The sequence below is a fragment of the Candidatus Poriferisodalis sp. genome, assembly GCF_965215815.1.
Classification (GTDB): domain Bacteria; phylum Actinomycetota; class Acidimicrobiia; order Acidimicrobiales; family Poriferisodalaceae; genus Poriferisodalis.
Map to the genome: position 1 here is coordinate 1519828 of NZ_CBDCEO010000012.1, position 19793 is coordinate 1539620.

Genomic DNA, 19793 nt, shown 5'->3' on the forward strand with positions numbered 1-19793 from the left:
GGAGGTGCGCAATGGACCAACTCACCGTCCGCGGATTTGAAGACGACCTCGAAGCTGCAATGCGTCGTCTCGCGCAACGCGAGGGCGTGTCGTTGAACAAGGCTGCGCTGAGATTGCTCCGAAAAGGAGCGGGTCTGTCTGAGGGCGCAGAACGAGCCCACACGGTCGGCACATCGCTAGACCACCTGATCGGTAGCTGGACGCCGGCTGAAGCCGACGAGATCGACCTGGCGCTCGCGGATTTCGAGACCGTCGACGAGGCCTCCTGGGCGTGAGGCTCCTCCTGGACTCCAACGCGTACTCGCTGCTCATGCGAGGACACGAACGCGCTGCGGAGCTGGTGCGAAATGCCGAGGAGTTGCTGTTCTCCGCCATTGTGGTTGGCGAATTGATGTATGGCTTCCGGGCGGGATCGCGTTTCGAGCGGAATGCCGCGGATCTGCGCTCCTTTCTCGAGAGCCCCTATTCGACACTTGTCGAGGTGGGTCAAACAACCGCCGACCGCTATTCGCGAATCGCCGCAGCCTTGAAGGCCAAGGGCCGCCCCATCCCGACGAACGACGTGTGGATTGCCGCACACGCAATGGAGACCGGCGCAGACCTTGTCTCAGCAGATCGGCACTTCGAGTACATCGACGGGCTTGTCTGGGTGCCGATCTCGGTGAGCTGAGCCCTTCGCCGACCCAGTGCCGCGCAGTAGCGTCGGCGGCCATGAGCTTCTTCGGACCTGATCATTTCGAGACCATCACCGACGGCCTGATCTTCCCTGAAGGACCGGTAGTGCTGCCCGACGGCTCGGTGGCCGTCGTCGAGATCGGGCGTGGCACGATCACCCGCGTCGACGTGTCCGATGGCCGCAAGGACTTCCTGGCCACTCCCGGCGGGGGGCCGAACGGTGCAGCGCTTGGTCCCGACGGAGCACTTTACGTGTGCAACAACGGCGGCTTCGAGTGGATCACGGTGCGCGGCCGCACCGTCCCCGGCGAATCGGCGAAGGACTACACCACCGGACGGATCGAGCGGATCGATCTCGAGACCGGCAAAGTGGACATCCTCTACGCCGACGTGAACGGCGTCTCCCTCAAGGGCCCGAACGACATCATGTTCGACTCCACTGGCGGCTTCTGGTTCACCGATCACGGCAAGACCCGCGCCCGAGACCGAGACCGTGGCGGCCTGTACTACGCCAAGGCCGACGGCAGCCACATCGAGGAAATCGCCTTCCCGATGGACGGACCCAACGGCGTCGGCATCTCACCCGAGGAAGACCGCGTGTACGTGGCTGAGACCTTCCAGGGCGCCATGTTCGCCTTCGACCTCGAGGGGCCGGGCAAGGTGGCCGCTGGCGTGCCCTCACGAGGTTGGTTCCTGGCGCGGCCCGAAGGTCGCAAGTACTTCGACTCGCTGGCGATGGATGCAGACGGCAACGTGAGCGTTGCGACGATTCTCACGGGTGGCATTAGCACGTTCACGCGCGACGGCGAAGAACTCGAGTTCGCTCCCACCGACGACGCGGCCACCACCAACATCTGCTTCGGCGGCGACGACATGCGGACCGCGTACGTCACCCTGTCAGGCAGCGGGCGACTTGCCGTCGGCGACTGGCCCCGCCCCGGCCTCAAGCTCCCCTTCTAGAAGAGCGATCCTCAGGCCAGGCAGCGGGGCATGGCGCCGCCGTTGTAGGCGACGTGTCTGATGGGTCGCCTCCTGCCGGCGGCGGCTCTTATGCCAGACAGCGGGGCATGGCGCCGCCGTTGTAGGCGACCATGTCCATGATCGCCCGTTCGACGCCGGGGAATTCGTAGCTGTCGGGGGCGGCTTCTCGGTAGGCGACATGGAGATTGCCGGCCAGCCGTTCGGGATCGGTGTAGCGGGCATGTGGACCGAGGTCGCTTGCTTGTGCCTGCTCCAGCGGTGAGCGTTCGGCTGCGATCCCCTCTGCCGCGCAGTCCTGCACGAAGCGCAGGTACGAGCGCTGCTCACCGAGAACCCGCTCAATGTCGCCGCCGCCGAAGTGTGGACCGTGACCCGGCACGATCACCTCGGCGCCGTAGCCCTCAATGACATCGAGAGCGTCCAGCGTCCCTGAAACCGAGCCGAACAGGGCGAACGGCGTGCCCCCGTGGAAGATCAGGTCGCCGCAGAACAACGTCCGGCAATCGGGCAGCCACGCCAGGATGTCGCCGTTGGTGTGCGCCACGAAGCCCAGGTCCGACAGCTCGATACGCCGGTCGTCGAGGTGCAGCACCGTCGAGCCCTCAAAGGTCACGTCGGGCGCCCGGAAGCTCAGGTCCCCCCAGTCCACGCCAGGAAACACTGCGCTGTAGTCGGGTATCCCTGCCGCCACCATCACCTCGCGGCATGCCGTGTGCGACACCACCGTGGCGTCAGCGAACAGGTAGTTGCCGTGGGTGTGATCGGCGTGATGGTGCGTGTTGACCAGGATCGTCACCGGGTTGGGGGTCACCGACGCAATGGCATCGAGGTAGGCGCGAGTGCGGCGCTCTGTGGAGGTGGCGTCGATGGACACGACGCTGCGGGACCCCACCACGAACCCCATGTTGTTGATGAACCAGGTGCCGTCAGGCTGCACGTAGCTGTACACACCCGGTGCCACCTCGCTCAGCTGCGCTGCCTCGACTGCTGCATGTCCCGACATGTGACCTCCTCGGATCCGGCGAACAGGCTCCGCTACTACGGCGCAGCGTAGGACCCGTCGCCTACGCTGGGGAGCGCCTCGGATCGCGCCCGCAGGGACTCAAGGGAGCCGCCATGAGCACGACCGCCGACATCGACAGCTCTTCGGTAGAGCGGGACTTCGACGTCTACAGCGACGAGTACATCCAAGGCGCTGCCGACGTCTGGGACGATCTGCGCCCGCAGTGCCCGGTCGCTCACAGCAGCCACAACGGTGGGCACTGGATGCCCACCACTTGGGACGACATCGCCTCAGTCGCCTACGACACCGAGAACTTCAGCTCCCGTGACATCGCCGTGGCGCCGACGCCCGAAGGCGTCGGGCTGCTCACCGCCCCGCCGATCACCTCGGACCCGCCGTTCCATACCGACGCCCGACGGCTGCTGCTGCCGTTCTTCGGGCCCACGGCCGTCGACGAGATGGTGGAGGTCACCCGCAGCATTGCTCGCGAGCGCATCGATGCCATCGTCGCCGAAACCGGGGTGGACCAAGGACGTTCCGGTGTCACTGACGCGGCCGACACCTACTCCAAGCACATTCCGGTCCGGGTCATCGCCCGCATCCTGGGCCTGCCCGAGTCCGACGAGCCGGACTTCACCCGCTGGGCCGTCGACGTGCTGCAGTCCAAGGGCGACGAGTTCGACCGGCGAGCAAACGCCACACGTGAAGTGCTCCAGTACTTCGGCGAGCTCACCGACCAGCGGAGGCAGGAACGGGCAGACGATCTGCCGTCAAAGCTGCTCGACATGCGGCTGCCAAACGGCGACCCGCTGGCCAACCACCACATCACCGGCGCCAGCTTCCTGCTGCTGCTGGCGGGCATCGACACCACGTGGAGCTCGATCTCGGCCAGCTTGATGCACCTGGCCATGCACCCTGAGGACCGCGAACGGCTGGTGGCCGAACCCGAGCTCATTCCCACCGCCATCGAGGAGTTCCTGCGGGCCTACGCGCCGGTGACGATGGCCCGGTTCACTGCCACCGACGATGCACAGGTCGGCGGATGCCCGGTCGCTCACGGCGACAAGGTGCTGCTGCCGTTCGGTGCCGGCAATCGCGATCCGTCGAAGTTTGACCGTCCCGACGAGGTCATCATCGACCGGGCAGAGAATCGGCACTTCGCCTTCGGGCTGGGCATTCACCGTTGCTTGGGCTCAAATCTGGCGCGCATGGAGCTCAAGGTCGCCATCGAGGAGTGGCTGGCCCGGTTCCCCAAGTTCGAACTCGCGACCGATGTCGGCCGCGGCGGCGTGGAATGGGGCGGCGTTCAGGTACGCGGTCCCCGAAACCTGCAGATCCGCGTCGGCATCTGAGCTTCAGGGCGCCTCACTCGCCGAGAGCGTCAGACAGTTCCTCGGGCGTCATCATCACGTCACGGGCCTTGGAGCCATGCGAGGGACCCACAACGCCCCGCTGCTCGAGCAGGTCCATGATCCGGCCGGCGCGGGCGAAGCCGATCTTCAGCTTGCGCTGCAGCATGGAGGTAGAGCCGAGTTGGGTCTCCACCACGATGACCATCGCCTGCCGCAACAATTCGTCGTCGTCGGCGTCGCCTGTGGTGCCGCCCGGAAGTCCTGCCGCACCCGCTGACGCTTCGGTGCCCTCGACGCCTTCGACATAGCTGGCCTCGGGTGCCTGTCGGCGCCAATGGGCCACCACGTGGGCAACCTCCGACTCGCTCACCCAGCTGCCCTGAATGCGGCGCGGAGTGCTTGAGTTGGCGGACAGCAGCAGCATGTCTCCTTGGCCCACCAAACGCTCGGCGCCCGGCTGATCCAGGATGACCCGGCTGTCGGCCAGGCTCGACACGGCAAAGGCCAGCCGGCTGGGAATGTTTGCTTTGATCACGCCGGTAATGACGTTCACGCTCGGGCGCTGCGTTGCGACGACCAGGTGGACGCCGACGGCTCGGGCCATCTGAGCCAGACGGGTGATGGAGTCTTCGACGTCGCGGGCCGCCACCATCATCAGGTCGTTCAGCTCGTCGACGACCACGACGATGAACGGCATTGATTCGTGTTGCTGTTCTTGGCCGAGCAGCTCGCTCTCATCGCTGTGCAGCGCTCCGTCGAGCACGGCTGCGTTGTAGCCGGTGATGTCACGGAAGCCCGCTTCGGACAGCACGTCGTAGCGGCGCTCCATTTCCCTGACGGCCCATGCCAGGGCGTTCGCTGCCTTACGCGGCTCGGTCACCACTGCGGTCAGCAGGTGGGGCAGGCCGTCGTACTGACCCAGCTCGACCCGCTTGGGGTCGACGAGGATCATCCGCACTTGGTCGGGGGTGGACCGCATCAACAGCGAGCTAATGATCGAGTTGATGCACGACGACTTGCCCGAGCCGGTAGCGCCCGCAATCAGCACGTGGGGCATCGTGGCCAGGTTGAGCATCACCTCGCGCCCCGAGATGTCCTTGCCCATTGCCACTTCGAGCGGGTGCATCGCCTCGGCCGCCGCCTTGGAAGACAGGATGTCGCCCAGCGCGACGAGGTGGCGGTCGGAGTTTGGCACCTCGATGCCGATCGCTGAACGGCCGGGGATCGGCGCCAGGATGCGGACATCCGCGGCCGCCATGGCATACGCGATGTCCTTGTGCAGGGCAGTGACGCGGGACACTTTCACGCCCGGGCCCAGTTTGAGCTCGTAACGCGTGACCGTGGGGCCCGGCTCCCAGCCGGTCACCTGCGTTTCCACGCCATGGCTCGCGAGCGCGGCCACCAGCGCTGCGGCTCCTGCGGACAGCTGCGCCCGGTCGAACTGCTGGGTGCCGCTGCGCTTGAGCACCGACTGCTTGGGCAGCTTCCAGCGCGGACGCTGGCCTCCGGCGCCCGTACCCCGCGGTGCCGCGCGCGCAGCCGGTACGGGTGGGGGTACGACGTCTCCGCCGGGAGGCTCGATAAAGGAAGGCGGCGACGGCTCGAAGGATGCGTCGTGAGGCTCGGAGGCGCTCGGATCCAGACCTGGAACCGGGCCCCCCTCCGAATCCGGCAGCTCGCCTGCGGGCAGCAGATCGCCATCGGGCGCGTCCAAGTCGTACTGCTGCGCATCGAATGAGGGCGGCTCGGGATCGGTGCCCACACGCTGCAGGCTCCGGGCGCCTTTCGACACGAAGCCGCTCAGCGTCCGGCCGAGCGCAGCGACGCCGGTCCACATCCAACGCAGGACCTGACCGAGGCCGACGTTGCCGACGATCATGACGGCGAACAGCATCACCAGCAGCAGCACGGCCCACGTCGCGGGGTCTTCGATGAGACGTCGAAGCGGCTCGGCCACGACAGCGCCCAGCACTCCCCCGCTGCTGCGCAAATCCTCGAGTTCGGGTCCGAAGCCGTCCGCAGACCCCGACAGGTGGGCCGCTGCGGCGAACGCGACCGTCAGCAAGCTCAACCCGAACGCAACACGGCCGCTGCGCTCTGAGCCGGTCATGCGTGCGAGTGCCACCCCGATCCAGATCAGCAGGATCGGCACCGCATAGCGGAACACACCGAGCAGCACGGAGAGCGCGCTCTCGAGGAGTCGGCCCACAACGCCCGCTCGGTCGCCGAGCAGACCCAGCGCGCAGATCACGGCGAGTGCGAACAGCGACAGCGCCACGATCTCGCGAGACCGGCCGCTGAGGGCATTGCGGACTACCCGGGACAACGCGCTGCGAGAATCACTCCGCGTCGAAGACTTCGACGAATCCTTCGAGCCTTCGGCCCCGGCGGTGCCCTTCACACTCACCTCTGCGAGAGTACCGAGACGGAGCTGAACCTATGGAGACCCACCGAGGCGACCGCTCAGCAGTCTTGTGGCCCAGCGTCGATGCGGCGTTGCTCGGCCGCTTCGTGCTCACGCCTGATTCGAGCGCGCTCGGCGTTCGCGGCTCGGTGCTGGTTACGGGCGGTCTGCACCACAACCAGCACGAACATCACGACGGTAAATGGGATCGAATAACGATTGACGAAGTCGATGACCGTGCCGAGCGGCCCCGAGAACAGATCTGCAACCCACCACACAAGTGCCAGGCGAGTGACCGTGCCGGCCAGATTCACCACCACGAACGGCAGCTGGCGCATCCGCGTAATTCCCGACAGCAAGCACATCGGGTAACCAGGAATGGCGAACAGCAGCAGCCAGCCCACACGGGGAAACCAGCGCTCCAGCCAGTCCATAGCCCTGATGATGCGATTGCGGGGACCCAGTTCGGCGGCCAGATAGGCCTTGGCATTCGGGCCGTAGTCATAACCCAGTCGGTACAGGAACGGGTCGGTGATGAACAGGCGGATCACCCCGATGGCCATGAATGCCCACAGTGGGGCTTGGTGAGCCACGCCGAGCAGGATCGGGTCGGTCGCGTTCAGCGACAGGAGCAGCAGCGGCGCCCGCGCAATGAGGGCAGCAAAGAAGATCTGTCCGGCGTAGGCCGCCAAGGCGAAGCCCACGGGCACTGCTGCCAGCAGCTGCATCCGCCGCCGATCCGCGTCAGAGATCTCATCGTCTGGCGATGCCCCCTCGGCGTCGACGGCATCGGCTGTCGTTGGATCGTCCCGGCCGTCGTCATCCACCTCGGCCGAGGCTACGCACCCGCGCCGAGACCGCACCGGCATGCCCGGAAGGCCCTTGGTTTCGCCCTCTAGCCTGCGGCGTCATGGACTCGACGATGATGGACCAGCCGCTCACCTTGGACCCTTTCGTTGAACGCGCCGAGACGCTGTTCGCGGACAAGGAGATCGTGACCGCAACCGCTACCGGCATCGAGCGCACCAACTACGGGCGCTGGGCAGAACGGACCCGGCGCCTCGGCGGCGCACTCGACGACCTCGGCATCTCCGCCGAGGGCCGAGTGGCGACGTTCGCATGGAACACCGACCGTCACCTCGAGCTGTACTTCGCTGCGCCGTGCTCGGGCCGGGTGCTGCACACGCTGAACATCCGGCTGTTCGCCGAACAGATCGCCTACATCGCCAACCACGCCGAAGACGAAGTGGTCTTCGCCGACCGTTCGCTGCTGCCGATCCTGTGGCCGCTGGTGGACGAGATGACGACCGTGCGCCATGTGGTCGTCATGGACGACTCGGGCGGTGGCGACGCAGCTCCTGAAGTTCCCGACGATCCCCGCATCGTCGACTACGAGGAGCTGCTCGCCGCTGCGACCCCATCGGGCTTCCGGGTCGCCGATGAACGCCAGGCGGCGTCGATGTGTTACACGAGCGGCACCACAGGCGAGCCCAAGGGCGTGGTCTACAGCCACCGCTCCACCTATATCCACACGCTCGCCGCGATGCTGGTCGATTCGGCTGGCGTCTGCGAGCGCGACGTGATCATGCCGGTTGTGCCGATGTTCCACGCCAACGCCTGGGGTCTCAGCCATGCGGCGGTCGCGGCGGGGGCCAAGCTGGTCAATCCCGGTCCGAACCTGGCGCCCAAGCCGCTGGCCGAGCTCATCGAGACCGAGCGGGTCACCCTCGCCGCCGGTGTGCCGACGATCTGGATGGGCGTGCTGGGCGAGCTCGAAGGGCGCGATGTGTCGAGCCTGCGCGCAATCCCGTGCGGCGGCTCGGCAGTGCCCAAGGCGCTGTCGGAGGGGTACCGGGCCGTAATCGGGCTGCCGATCCTGCAGGCGTGGGGCATGACCGAGACCAGTCCGTTGTGTTCCCTTGCCCATATCCGCTCGGGCCAGGAACACCTCGACGACGATGCAAAGGCCGATCTGCGCACGACGGTGGGGACGATCCTGCCGACCGTGGAATTCCGCATCTGCGAACCCGACTCCACCGACGAGCTGCCCCACGACGGCGAATCGTCCGGTGAGCTGCATGTGCGCGGCCCTTACGTGACCGGCTCGTACTACAACCGGCCCGACGCCACCGACTCATTCACGGCCGATGGCTGGCTGCGCACCGGCGACGTGGCCACCTGCGATCCGAACGGCTACATCCGGCTCGTGGACCGCACGAAGGATCTCATCAAGTCAGGCGGCGAGTGGATCAGCTCGGCCGAGGTGGAGAACGAGATCATGAGCCATCCCAAGGTGGCCGAGGCCGCGGTGGTCGCGGTGGCATCAGATCGCTGGATGGAGCGACCGATGGCGTGCGTCGTGCCGGTTGAGGGCGAGACGATCACCCACGACGAGCTCATCGAGTACTTGACGCCGCGGATGGCGAAGTGGTGGCTGCCCAGCGCCACCCAGATCATTGAAGAGGTTCCAAAGACCTCGACGGGCAAGTTCTCCAAGAAGACCCTGCGGGACCGCTTCGCAGATCTCGTCGTGGAGTGAGGCAGACGTGAGCGCCACCCCATACCGCTCCGAGCCGCGCCTGATGGTCTGGCTGGCGTTGCGCCTCAAGGGCCTCGGCGAGATCGATGACGTTGCCGCGATCCACGGACTTGAACCCGACGAGACCGAGTGGCTGCTTGCCGAACTGGATGCGTCCGGGCATTGCATGTTTCGCGAGGTCGGCGGCGTTCCGAAGTTCATCCTGACGCCGAGCGGTCGTGACGAGGGGGAAGCCGCGTTGGCCGACGAGCTGGATGCCGCCGCCGCTCGGGAGCCCGTCACTGCGGCCTACCAGGAATTCGGGGCGCTGAACCCCAAAATGCTGCAGCTGTGCACCGACTGGCAGCTGTGGCCAGCCGATCATCGGACAGCGGCCGATGCGGGGCCCGGCGACGGCGGGCGGCTCAACGATCACAGCGACGCCGACTACGACGCAGCGATCATCGAGCGGCTGGAAACGCTGCACGGCGAGCTGGCGGGAGTGCTCGAAGCTCTCAGCAGAGTGATGGCTCGCTATGAGAACTACGCGCTGCGATTCGCTGAAGCGCTGGGCAAGCTGCAGGCCGGCGACCTGGACTACCTCACCAAGCCGATGATCCCCAGCTATCACACGGTGTGGTTCGAGCTGCACGAAGATCTGCTGGCGACGCTCGGCATCAACCGGGCCGACGAGGGCAGCGTCTAGCTCCCACCCGAGCCACCCCCACGGCCCGCAAGCCGCCGATCTCAGTACCGCTGCGGCAGCGCCTCGGCAGTAGTCTCGAACCCATGAGCGCGCGATTCGGACGAGTGGTTCCGGCGATGGTGACGCCATTCGCGGCAGACGGTTCGCTGGATGTGGATGCTGGCGTGACGTTGGCGCGCTGGCTTGTATCGGAGGGCGCCGAGGGCCTCGTCATTACCGGCACCACCGGTGAGGCACCCACCATCACCGACGAGGAGGACTGGGAGCTCTGGCGTGCCGTCGCAGAAGCCGTCACGGTCCCGGTGGTGGCCGGCACCACCACCAACGACACAGCGCATTCAGTGAGTCAGACCCGCAAGGCCGCCGAGCTGGGCGTCGACGGCATCCTGGCGGTGACCCCGTACTACAACCGGCCGTCGCAGGCAGGCATCGCAGCGCACTTTGCTGCCGTGGCCGACTCCACGGATCTGCCGATCATCATGTACGACATTCCGGTCCGCACGGGGCGCAAGATCAACACCCCGACGCTGCTGGATCTGGCGCGGATTCCCAACATCGTGGCGGTCAAGGACGCTGCGGGGAATCCCGGCGAGACCGCCACGGTCATCGCGCAGGCACCGGAGGGCTTCGAGGTGTACAGCGGCGACGACAGTCTCACGCTGCCCCTGCTGGCCGTCGGAGCAGTGGGCGTGATCAGCGTTGCGGCACACTGGACCGTTCCCGAACACGTGGCGATGTTCGACGCTTGGGAATCGGGTGACGCGACCAAGGCCCGCGAGATCAACGCCACGCTGCTCGAGAGCTTCGACTACGAGACGGGCGACGCGGCGCCGAACCCGGTGCCGACCAAGGCGATGCTGCGCACGCTGGGCCTGCCGGTCGGAGAGCCGCGCCTGCCGATGGGCCCGACGCCCGAAGGTCTCGAAGATCGCGCCCGCGAGGTCTACGCCCGACTGAAGCGAGACTTGAGCGCCGCCCGGGCCAAGAGCCGGCCCGTCACCGTCACATTCCTGGGCGGGCTCGGCGACGTCGGGCGCAACTGCACCGTCGTCGAGGTCGACGGCAAGCTGCTGGTCATCGACTTCGGCGTCATGTTTCCTGATCCAGCGCTGATGCCCGGTGTGCGGCAGGTGCTGCCCGACATGGACTGGCTGAACTCTCGTGCCAGCGACGTTGTCGGATTGGTTGTGACGCACGGACATGAGGATCACTTGGGCGGAGTGCCCCACTTCCTGCGCAACATCGAGGTCCCGCTGTACGGCTCGGCGTTGTCGATGGCGCTTGCCAAGCACAAGGTGACCGAGGCACGCCTGGGCGACCGCACCTCGTTTCATGTCTTGGGCGACGGCGAGCGGCGGCGGATTGGCCCATTCGATGTCGAGGCGCTGCCGATCACGCACTCGGTCCCTCAGAGCCTGTGCATCGTGCTGCACACGCCCGCCGGTGCTCTTGTTCACACGGGGGACTTCAAGATCGACGAGGCTCCCGTCGACGGTCGTCTGACCGACTTGGCGCGGCTGCGAGAGCTGGGTGACGAGGGCATCGCTCTGCTGATGGCCGACTCCACCAACGCCGACCGTCCGGGGAGCAGCGCCTCGGAGACCGAGATCGGCACCACGCTGCGGCGGCTCTTCGCCGAGCGCTCCGACCGTCGGCTCATCGTGAGCTGCTTCGCCAGCCATCTCCACCGCGTCCAGCAGATCTGCGATGCTGCAATCGACGAGGGCCGCTTCGTCGTGCCGGTGGGCCGCTCGATGGTGAACAACGTTCGCATCGCACGCGAGCTGGGCGTGCTGGACCTTCCCGAGCCAGCGCTGCGCAGCGCTGAACAGCTCGACGGCTTCGATCCATCGCAGGTATGCATCGTGTGCACTGGCAGCCAGGGCGAGCCGAACGCTGCGCTCTCGTTGATCGCTGCGGGCACGCACCCGGAGATCCACGTCGGGCCGAACGACACTGTGGTGCTGTCCAGCCATGCCATTCCGGGCAATGAACGCGCTGTGTTTCGGACAGTATCGAGCCTTGCGAAGCGCGGCGCCGAAGTGATCCACGACGGCCACGAGCTGGTCCACACTTCCGGCCACGCCCAGCGCGACGAGCTGCGACAGCTTCACGAAGCGTGCCGCCCGCGATGGTTCGTGCCCATCGAGGGCGAGTACCACATGCTTGCCCGCCATGCCCAGCTTGCCCGCGAGGTCGGCATGCGGGACCACCGGGCGCTGACGCTGACCGACGGCGCGCAGGTAGTGCTGCGAGACGGCAACCTGTCGGTGGGTCGAGGTGTCCCGGCTCCGTATCACTACGTGGATGGCGCGCTCGACGATCCCGACGCCGAGGTCATCGGCGAGCGCTTGGCTCTCACATCAGGCTTCGTCCACGTCACCGTGGTGCTCGACGCCAAGGGACGACTCGCGGCACCTCCCGCCGTCGCCTCGAGCGGCTGGCTGGACACCGAAGCCCACGCAGACATCATCAAAGCGCTAGTCGGAGAGCTGACGACGGTTGTGAATGGTGCCAACAAGAACAAGGGCGCCAAACACGACGCCGACGGCATCGAACGTCGCGTTCGCCGAGCCACCGGACGTTTCGTGGGCAACCAAACAAGACGCCGTCCATCCATCTCGGCGGCCGTGATTGCGCTCGGCTGAGCCTGCGCAAATCGCTGCCGCCGCGCTCATTCCGAATATCGGTCAAATCCGATGTGGTTGCGTATCAGTCAAGAAAATCGACTTCAGGCACCCAGATTGCTGTCACTACGATGGAGGTCGATGGATACCTCCTCGCTGATCGACACTCGTGCGGGCGTGCGCAGCGGCAAGCCGTGCTTTGTCGGGACTCGCATCACCGTGTACGACGTTCTCGAGTACTTGGCATCTGGCATGTCGAGCGAGGAAATTGTCGACGACTTCCCTGAACTCACCGAACAGCACATCCGGGCGGCGCTTGCATTTGCAGCCATCCGTGAACGCCGGCTCGTCGCGCCTGCGTGAAGCTCCTCTTCGACCAGAACCTGTCGCGTCAGTAGTACTTCCCGATGTAGGCGTACGCCCTGTCAAAGAGATCTTGATCGGTGTGGAGCTTGTACTTGAGCAAGCTCCTTCGCAGCGCCTTCTTCACTTCGCGCTCGCCGGCTTCGGTCCGCTGCCATCCTGGGAATCGAACCTGACGCACGATGCTGTCAATGTCGGCAACAACCCGGTCGACGATCACCGGGGTGTCGGTGTTCTTCACCTCTTCGAACAGCTCCGTGAGAGCGGCCTTCCCCTGGTCCTCCTGGAGCTCCTCTGGTTCTTCGCGCTCTGCTTGGACCACGTCCTTGGCGAGGTCGATCAGCTGCTTCAGGAACTCGACGGAGGCGAACAGTCCTTGCTCGTGCTTCAGCCGGAGGCTCTCCAGCCGCTCCGACAGCGCCACGAACTTGGGACCGTCGCCATGTCGTCGTAGGCGGGCGGCGATCCTGATCTCCACCTCGACGGTGTTGCGCTCTGGGTCCTCGAGAAGCTCTTCGATAACTTCGGCGTCCATCACCAGTGTGTCGAGATCGTCCCGCACGGTCTGCACGGAGACGTTCCTGTGGATCAGCTCGATTGTCTTCGCTCCAAGTGCGTGCCAGAGCAGCTTGCCGTTCCCCGATGGGGGCTTGAGGGAGTCGTAGACCTGCGCCAACCAGCGGTAGTCGTTCTCGATCGGAACCAGCATCGGATCGGGCGACAGCGCTTCCCAAAGTTGGGACAACGCGCTGAAGTCCTCGGCGAACTGGTCCCGTCGGTTCGTGTCAGGCAAGCACTCCTGTGCAGCCAGCAAGCCCTCCCAGCTGAAGTCACTGCGGTCAACGCCTTCGAACCACTGCAGGCACTTCGGCATCGCTCGTACGAGCTCCTCCTTGAGCTCATCGATGTTTGAGATGACCTTGTCGATCGATGCCTCGTCGAAGGCGAGCGCCTGCGCAACATCATCGAACAGTCCGAGGTAGTCGACGATCAGCCCGTGGGACTTGCCTGGAGCCACTCGGTTTGTTCGGCAGATCGCCTGCAGAAGGTTGTGATCCCGCAGCGAGCGGTCGAGGTAGATGCACTGCAAGTTGGGGGCATCGAAACCGGTAAGAAGCTTGGCGGTGACGATCAGGATCTTCAGGGGATCGGCCGGATCGCGGAAACGGTCCAGCAGCGCGGCTTCCTCGTCCTTTGACCGCCCGAAGCGGTTCCGCCAGGCCTGCGGCGCACCTTGGCCCAAGTTCATGACCACGTCGCTGACCTCAGCAGGCAGCTCGTCGTCGGCGAGTGCATCGAGCGCGTCCTTGTAGAGGACGCACGCCTCCTGATCCACGGTGACGATCATCGCCCCGAAGCCTTCAGGGGCAACTCGCTCGAGGAAATGCGCACGGATGTCGGCAACCACCGCCTCGACCCGAGCCGGCGCCTTGACCAGGAGTGCGAACCGGCCCGCTCGCTTCGACACCTCGGCTCGGTCCTCATCGCTCAGGTTGCGCGTCAGTTCCTCGAACTCCTGATCGAGTGCGGCACGATCGATCCGGAGATCGACCGAACGCGTCTCGAAGCGAAGCGGAAGGGTGGCGTCGTCACGAATCGATTCCTCAAAGCTGTAGCGATCGAGATACCCGCCCGGATCCTCGGCGGCCCCGAATGCGTAGAAGGTGTTTCGGTCTCGGGTATTGATCGGGGTACCGGTCAGGCCGAAGAGGAACGCGTTCGGCAACGCGTTCCTCATCTGCCGGCCAAGGTCACCTTCCTGCGTTCGATGCGCCTCGTCGACCAGAACGATGATGTTGTCTCGCTCGTTCAGCACGCCGTCGGCCTCGGCGAACTTGTGGATCGTGGTGATGATGACCTTGCGGGCGTCACGGGCGAGCAGGTTGTGCAGCTCCTGCCTGCTGTTGGCCGTGACCAAGTTGGAAACGTCAGCGGCGTTGAATGTGGCGGTGATTTGCGTGTCGAGGTCGATCCTGTCAACGACGATCACGACCGCTGGGTTACCGAGCTGTTCATGCCGCCGGAGCTTGTTGGCGGCGAAGATCATGAGGAGGCTCTTGCCCGAGCCCTGGAAGTGCCAGATCAGGCCCTTGCGGATCTTGCCTTCGACGACGCGCTGCACAATCTTGTTGGCCGCTTCGTACTGCTGAAACCGGCAGATGATCTTGATCTTGCGATGGCTTCGATCTGTGGCGAACACCGAGAAGTTCTGGGCGATGTCGAGCACCACTTCGGGTCGCAGCATCGACGAAACGGCGCGGTCGACCTCCTGAAGGCCCTGTCCGCCTTCCTCTTCAAGCCGCCATGGAGCCCAGTGGTGAACGGGGAGTCGGATCGAGCCGAACCGGAACTCCTTGCCGTCGGTAGCGAACGAGAACGCGTTTGGGACAAAGAAGGCGGGGGCGTTTGCCTCGTAGTCGTCGTGAACCTGGGCCGCGCCGTCGACCCAAGTCACCGCCATGCGCACCGGTGACTTCGCCTCCCCTAGGACCAGTGGAAGTCCGTTGACGAAACCGACAACATCGAACCGCTTCTCGGGCCCTGCCTTGAACGTGACCTGGTTGGACACGATGAATGTGTTCGTCTCAAGCTCGGCCGGGTCGAAATCGATCAGCTTGATTGTGACGTGCTCGTTGTTCGGACCGAACGGCATGGTGCGCTCACCCCGCACCCAGGACATGAATTCCTCGTTTGCTCCGACGAGACCGCCGCCGAGGACGCCGCTGATTACGGCTCGAAGCTTGTAGATGACCTCGTCGGCACGTTCGGGCTGAGCGGCGATGTCGGGGTTCAGCCGGACGAGTGCACCCTCGAGCGCGGACTCGAGCAGGACCTCGGATGTGGACCGCTCGAGCGACGGGCCATCGAAGTATGTCCAACCCAGCCTGGTCATGCGATCGAGGACCATCGCCTCGACGGTGTTGGCTTCATCAAACATCGTGGACTCCGTCTGGGCGTAGCACCTTCTCGCGAAGCGCCGACATCAGCTTGCCCGCGGCGACTGCGTGAACCTTGCACAGTGTTTGCAGCTCGTCGATAGCCCGAAGGCGAGTCAGAAGCGCCCTGCTTTCGGCGGCTGGGGGAACGGGAAGCTCGTGTGAGGAAATATCCTTACCGTTCACCTTGTAGATCCCGTTTGAAGACTTCGCCCGACCCAGAAGTCTTCGGTGCACTCGCCTAAAGTTCCAGAGTGCCGTAGCCAAGAATGGGTCGATCCGTAACTCGTCAAATCTGAGTCGGATCAGGAGATCGGGGTAGATACACGCCGGCTCCGGTTTGACTAGAGCTAGACCCGCTCTCCCCACGAGGCTCCGATTCCCGTTTCCACGAACGATGAACACATCGCCTGCGTCGACGCGAAACTCAGGCGCCTTTGAACTCGGCTCGCACCACTTCTCGGTGTCTTCGTCTGCGGTGAAACGTCCATCCCGCACGGCAGAGAGGGTCACGGACCGAACTCCATCGGGCTCTGAACTGGCCTTCGGAGACAGACCGTTTCGCGGTGTTCCATCAAGTAGATCTCCAACTCGAACGAGAGGTACGGACCACCGCCCGCAGGACGAGTCCCAAGTAGCGTCGTCGATCAGTGCATCCTTGAGTGACTCCAGTGCCGTTCGGACCTGCGCAGCTTCATGGGCAGCCTGACGCGCACATTCGAGCACTTTGACAATCGACCATTGGTGCTTCGCTGGCGGTAGCGCGAACTCGAACCATGTGAGATCCCTGAAGTTGATGTACGGGTTGACCGAACCCTTGCTCTGTTGCACCGAGTGATCATGGAATCTCTCAGTCGACATGACTTGCGGAAGGAACTCGGGCAGCAAGTCAGCGCTGCTGGGCTCCAGCACGAATGTGGTGTTCGCGCAAATCCCTTCGAAGTCCGCTATGGCGACCTTGCGTAGGTACGTACGCCGACTTCCATAGAGCACCTGTCCGGGCTTGAACCGCATGTGGAACGCAGGCCCGAGGTAGCCGTCATCCACGTCGCCCCAACGCTGGAGCCTCAGATCATCCGTGTCCATGTGCGCGCCAGCGACGTAGCGCGTGAGACCCGCGGTCTGGGGATCGACCTTGTCCTTGACTTGTTGGACGACGTCACCAAAGCGAACCCAAAGCCAACTGTCGGGCAGCGGTCGATCCGAAGTCACAGCGTGGTTCCCGCATCGAGACGTGCAAACAGCGCCTGAGCGGCGGAGCGAATCTCGGACGCGCTCTGTTGCCACTCAGCTAGGGCGACGTCGAGGTCATGCTCCGGGCGAGCCCCCATGCGGTCGACGTGCAGCGGGATCGAGAGGTTGTTGTCTAGGCCAGCGATCGCGTCGACGGATGTGACTGCAGCGAACCCATCCTCTGCTTCGAACGATTGGAACGCCGAAGCGATCCGATCGATGTGGTCGGGCGTCAGGAAGCTCTGGGCCCGTTCCCGTGTGACCTCGTTCACGGCGTCGATAAACAGCACCTTGCCGACGCGGCTGGCTGGCTTAGCCGATCGGCACACCACGATGCACGCCTCCATTGGGGAGTTATAGAAGAGGTTTGGCCCAAGCCCGATCACCGCTTCGATGAGATCGGCGGTGACAATGCGTCGGCGCATGTCGAGTTCCTCGTCTCGAAAGAGGACGCCGTGAGGAAAGAGGATGGCGCATCGGCCGGTCTTCGAGTCCATCGAGGCGAGGATGTGCTGCCAGAAGGCGAAGTCGGCCCGTCCTTGCGGCGGCGTGCCGTACCTGTTCCGGCCCCAGGGATCGGACGACCACACATCTCGGTCCCAGGCCTTGATCGAGTACGGGGGGTTGGCCAGGACCACATCGAAGCGCCTGAGCTGGTCGCCCTCGGTGAACGCTGGATTGGCGAGCGTGTCGCCACGCACGACGTTGAAGTCTTCGATGCCGTGGAGGAACAGGTTCATGCGGGCGATCGCTGAAGTCGTGAGGTTCCGTTCCTGGCCGAACAGTCGAAGCGTCCGGTGCTCCTTGCCCTGGCGTCGGAGCTCCTCTGCTGCTGAGAGCAACATGCCGCCCGAGCCACACGTCGGGTCGTAGACGCTGTCGCCCGGCTCGATCTCGAGGAGCTGTGTCATGAGGTGGACCAGCGTGCGGTTCGTGTAGAACTCCGCGGCGGTGTGGCCAGAGTCGTCGGCGAACTTCTTGATCAGGAACTCATACGCGACACCGAGTTCGTCCTCGGGGACGTTGCGCAAGCTCAGCGTCACCTGTGAGTAGTGCTCGATCAACTCCTTGAGCGTTGCGTCGGGCAGCCGTTCCTTGTTGGTCCAAGGGGCGTCGCCGAAGACGCCGTCGAGTCGAGGGTTCGTCCGCTCGATCTCGCGCATCGCCTTGGAGATCGTTCGGCCGACGTCGTTGGCCGACTGTCGGAGGTCGGACCAGTGTGCTCCGGCGGGGATCTGGAAGCGGTGCTGTTCGGGGAGGGCGGCGTAGTCCTTGTCGCCGTGGGACTCCTCGAGCGCAGCCTGATACTCCTCGTCGAACACGTCACTGAGCCGCTTCAGGAACAGCAGGGGGAAGATGAACGACTTGTATTCTCCGGCATCAATGGTCCCGCGGAGCAGCGTTGCTGCACCCCAGAGGTAGGACTCGAGCTGCGACTGGCTGATGCGGGTGGTCACGCGATGCCCCGTTCGGCAAGGAGCTGGTTCAGGCGGTCCTCGGCGGCCCAGGCCGCGTCCAAGGCTTCCACGAGCGCCTTCGTTGCTTCTTCGACTGACGGGATGTCCACGTCGTCAGGCTTCGATATGTAGCCGGCGAGGTTGAGGTTGCCGCCCTGCTCGCGGATCTCGTCAAGCGTTGCGACGTGGCAGCGGCCCTCCTCGGCTGCGAACTTCTCGTATGCCTCGAAGATCGTCTTGACGTGCTCTGGTTCGAGCGTGTTCTGGTTGCGGCCCTTGCGGAAGAGGTCGGAGGCATCGACGAGCAACACCTTGGACTGGCGTGCTTCGGGCTTTCGTCGACGGGCAACCAGGATGCAGGCGGCGAGGCCGGTTCCGTAGAACAGGTTCCGGCCTAAGCCGATGACGGCTTCGATGAGGTCGAGGCCGAGGACCTTCGAACGGATATTGCCCTCGGCGCCCATTCGGAACAACGCTCCGTGAGGCAGCACGACCGCCATCCTGCCCGTCGCTGGCGCCATCGATGTGATCATGTGCTGCACCCAGGCCCAGTCGCCGTACTTCTTCGGTGGGGTGCCAGCCAGGTTGCGACCCCACGGGTCGTTCGGCCACGTGTCTTCACCCCACGAGCTGAGTGAGAAAGGGGGATTGGCGATGACGCAGTCAAAGGAGGCCAGCTTGTCGCCAGTGAGGAATGCCGGTTGTCTCAGAGTGTCGCCGCGGACGATCTGAAAGTCCTCGGCTCCGTGGAGGAACAGGTTCATGCGGGCGATGGCGGCGGTGGTGAGGTTGCGCTCCTGGCCGAAGAGGTGGCCGAGCATGAGTCGCTCGTCACCGCCTGATTCCCTGACTTGCTGGAGAGTCTCGAGGAGCATGCCGCCGGTTCCGCAGGCCGGGTCGTAGACAGTGTCGCCGGCCTGTGGGGCGAGCACGCGCACCATGAGCTCGACGATGGTGCGTGGGGTGTAGAACTCACCGGCCTTTCGGTTGGTGAGATCAGCGAACTTCTTGATGAGGTACTCGTAGGAATCGCCGAGCACGTCGTTGGGCACCACGGAGTTGCGGAGGTCGAGCTGGCTGAAGTGGTCGATCAGGTCGACCAGGAGCTCATCGGACAAGCGGTCCTTGTTGGTCCACTGCACGTCACCGAAGATGCCGTAGAGGGTGTTCGGGTTCGCCTTCTCGATCTCACGCATCGCCCGCTGGATGGCCTGTCCGACGTTGATGGTGCGCTTTCGGAGGTCTGCCCAGTGGCTCCCGTTCGGGATCTGAAAGCGATGCTGCTCCGGTAGGTCGGCGTACTCCTCGTCGCCATCCGATTCTGCGAGCGCCTCGGCGCGCTCCTCGTCGTAGACGTCGCTGATCCGCTTCAGGAACAGCAGTGGAAACACGTAGGCCTTGAAGTCCGATGCGTCAACGGGACCCCGAAGGATATTGGCCGCATCCCAGAGCATCGATTCGAGAGTTCGTCCGTTGCCGTTAGTTGCCAAGGTCAGCCTTCCGGGGTCTGATGCCGGCTTGCATCCGGTTGAAGGAGC

Annotated in this window: 15 protein-coding genes; 8 read left to right on the plus strand and 7 right to left on the minus strand. The window is 64.7% G+C overall.

The annotated features are described in order from the left end of the window. Positions 1–11: 11 nt before the first annotated feature. From ACOOHB_RS08715 to ACOOHB_RS08725, 3 genes are read left to right on the plus strand one after another with little or no spacing between them, the layout of a single operon-like run. Positions 12–275 carry a hypothetical protein gene (locus ACOOHB_RS08715; protein ID WP_420444394.1) on the plus strand — a complete coding sequence of 88 codons (264 nt, stop codon included), beginning with the start codon at positions 12–14 and terminating at the stop codon, positions 273–275. Beyond that, positions 272–670, plus strand: a complete 399-nt coding sequence (locus ACOOHB_RS08720; RefSeq protein WP_420444395.1) for a type II toxin-antitoxin system VapC family toxin — start codon at positions 272–274, stop codon at positions 668–670. The genes ACOOHB_RS08715 and ACOOHB_RS08720 overlap by 4 nt, the downstream gene beginning before the upstream one ends. Before the next feature lie 41 nt (positions 671–711). Then, positions 712–1635 (plus strand): SMP-30/gluconolactonase/LRE family protein, encoded by a 924-nt coding sequence (locus tag ACOOHB_RS08725; RefSeq protein WP_420444396.1) that lies wholly within the window; start codon positions 712–714, stop codon positions 1633–1635. A gap of 88 nt (positions 1636–1723) precedes the next feature. Here ACOOHB_RS08725 and ACOOHB_RS08730 read toward each other — a convergent pair whose 3' ends face one another. Next, positions 1724–2659, minus strand: coding sequence for an MBL fold metallo-hydrolase (locus tag ACOOHB_RS08730; protein ID WP_420444397.1), 936 nt, complete (start codon positions 2657–2659; stop codon positions 1724–1726). A 113-nt stretch (positions 2660–2772) separates the two neighbouring features. Here ACOOHB_RS08730 and ACOOHB_RS08735 point away from each other — a divergent pair, with 113 nt between their 5' ends. Next, positions 2773–4011, plus strand: a complete 1239-nt coding sequence (locus ACOOHB_RS08735; RefSeq protein ID WP_420444398.1) for a cytochrome P450 — start codon at positions 2773–2775, stop codon at positions 4009–4011. Positions 4012–4024: 13 nt separating this feature from the next. Here ACOOHB_RS08735 and ACOOHB_RS08740 read toward each other — a convergent pair whose 3' ends face one another. Both ACOOHB_RS08740 and ACOOHB_RS08745 read right to left on the minus strand, forming a co-directional pair. Then, the gene (locus tag ACOOHB_RS08740) at positions 4025–6418 is read right to left on the minus strand and encodes a DNA translocase FtsK 4TM domain-containing protein (protein ID WP_420444399.1); all 2394 of its coding nucleotides are present in this window, start codon (positions 6416–6418) and stop codon (positions 4025–4027) included. 56 nt (positions 6419–6474) lie between these two features. Further along, positions 6475–7242, minus strand: coding sequence for a hypothetical protein (locus ACOOHB_RS08745; RefSeq protein WP_420444400.1), 768 nt, complete (start codon positions 7240–7242; stop codon positions 6475–6477). A gap of 83 nt (positions 7243–7325) precedes the next feature. On the opposite strand from ACOOHB_RS08745, the gene ACOOHB_RS08750 reads away from it, so the two are divergent. From ACOOHB_RS08750 to ACOOHB_RS08765, 4 genes are all read left to right on the plus strand, one after another. Beyond that, positions 7326–8954 (plus strand): long-chain fatty acid--CoA ligase, encoded by a 1629-nt coding sequence (locus ACOOHB_RS08750; RefSeq protein ID WP_420444401.1) that lies wholly within the window; start codon positions 7326–7328, stop codon positions 8952–8954. Between the two features lie 7 nt (positions 8955–8961). Continuing rightward, on the plus strand, positions 8962–9639 hold the full coding sequence (locus ACOOHB_RS08755) for a transcriptional regulator (protein ID WP_420444402.1): 678 nt from the start codon (positions 8962–8964) through the stop codon (positions 9637–9639). Between the two features lie 83 nt (positions 9640–9722). Then, on the plus strand, positions 9723–12287 hold the full coding sequence (gene dapA, locus ACOOHB_RS08760) for a 4-hydroxy-tetrahydrodipicolinate synthase (RefSeq protein WP_420444403.1): 2565 nt from the start codon (positions 9723–9725) through the stop codon (positions 12285–12287). Positions 12288–12407: 120 nt separating this feature from the next. Next, entirely contained in the window at positions 12408–12629 is a 222-nt protein-coding gene (locus ACOOHB_RS08765) for a DUF433 domain-containing protein (protein WP_420444404.1), read from the plus strand. Between the two features lie 28 nt (positions 12630–12657). Here ACOOHB_RS08765 and ACOOHB_RS08770 read toward each other — a convergent pair whose 3' ends face one another. From ACOOHB_RS08770 to ACOOHB_RS08785, 4 genes are all read right to left on the minus strand, one after another. Beyond that, positions 12658–15567 carry a type I restriction endonuclease subunit R gene (locus ACOOHB_RS08770; protein WP_420444405.1) on the minus strand — a complete coding sequence of 970 codons (2910 nt, stop codon included), beginning with the start codon at positions 15565–15567 and terminating at the stop codon, positions 12658–12660. Further along, positions 15560–16651, minus strand: coding sequence for a restriction endonuclease subunit S (locus tag ACOOHB_RS08775; protein WP_420444406.1), 1092 nt, complete (start codon positions 16649–16651; stop codon positions 15560–15562). Before ACOOHB_RS08775 ends, ACOOHB_RS08770 begins: the two co-directional genes overlap by 8 nt. 122 nt (positions 16652–16773) lie before the next feature. Then, the gene (locus ACOOHB_RS08780; protein WP_420444407.1) at positions 16774–18255 is read right to left on the minus strand and encodes a type I restriction-modification system subunit M; all 1482 of its coding nucleotides are present in this window, start codon (positions 18253–18255) and stop codon (positions 16774–16776) included. Next, the gene (locus ACOOHB_RS08785) at positions 18252–19709 is read right to left on the minus strand and encodes a type I restriction-modification system subunit M (RefSeq protein WP_420444408.1); all 1458 of its coding nucleotides are present in this window, start codon (positions 19707–19709) and stop codon (positions 18252–18254) included. Before ACOOHB_RS08785 ends, ACOOHB_RS08780 begins: the two co-directional genes overlap by 4 nt. Positions 19710–19793: the final 84 nt, after the last annotated feature.

Bases quoted from the DNA above. Each gene is read 5' to 3' on its own strand.
- ACOOHB_RS08715 (WP_420444394.1), top strand. From the start codon at position 12: ATGGACCAACTCACCGTCCGCGGATTTGAAGACGACCTCGAAGCTGCA.
- ACOOHB_RS08725 (WP_420444396.1), top strand. From the start codon at position 712: ATGAGCTTCTTCGGACCTGATCATTTCGAGACCATCACCGACGGCCTG.
- ACOOHB_RS08730 (WP_420444397.1), bottom strand. From the start codon at position 2,659: ATGTCGGGACATGCAGCAGTCGAGGCAGCGCAGCTGAGCGAGGTGGCA.
- ACOOHB_RS08735 (WP_420444398.1), top strand. From the start codon at position 2,773: ATGAGCACGACCGCCGACATCGACAGCTCTTCGGTAGAGCGGGACTTC.
- ACOOHB_RS08750 (WP_420444401.1), top strand. From the start codon at position 7,326: ATGGACTCGACGATGATGGACCAGCCGCTCACCTTGGACCCTTTCGTT.
- dapA (WP_420444403.1), top strand. From the start codon at position 9,723: ATGAGCGCGCGATTCGGACGAGTGGTTCCGGCGATGGTGACGCCATTC.
- ACOOHB_RS08765 (WP_420444404.1), top strand. From the start codon at position 12,408: ATGGATACCTCCTCGCTGATCGACACTCGTGCGGGCGTGCGCAGCGGC.
- ACOOHB_RS08770 (WP_420444405.1), bottom strand. From the start codon at position 15,567: ATGTTTGATGAAGCCAACACCGTCGAGGCGATGGTCCTCGATCGCATG.
- ACOOHB_RS08775 (WP_420444406.1), bottom strand. From the start codon at position 16,651: ATGGACACGGATGATCTGAGGCTCCAGCGTTGGGGCGACGTGGATGAC.
- ACOOHB_RS08785 (WP_420444408.1), bottom strand. From the start codon at position 19,709: ATGCTCTGGGATGCGGCCAATATCCTTCGGGGTCCCGTTGACGCATCG.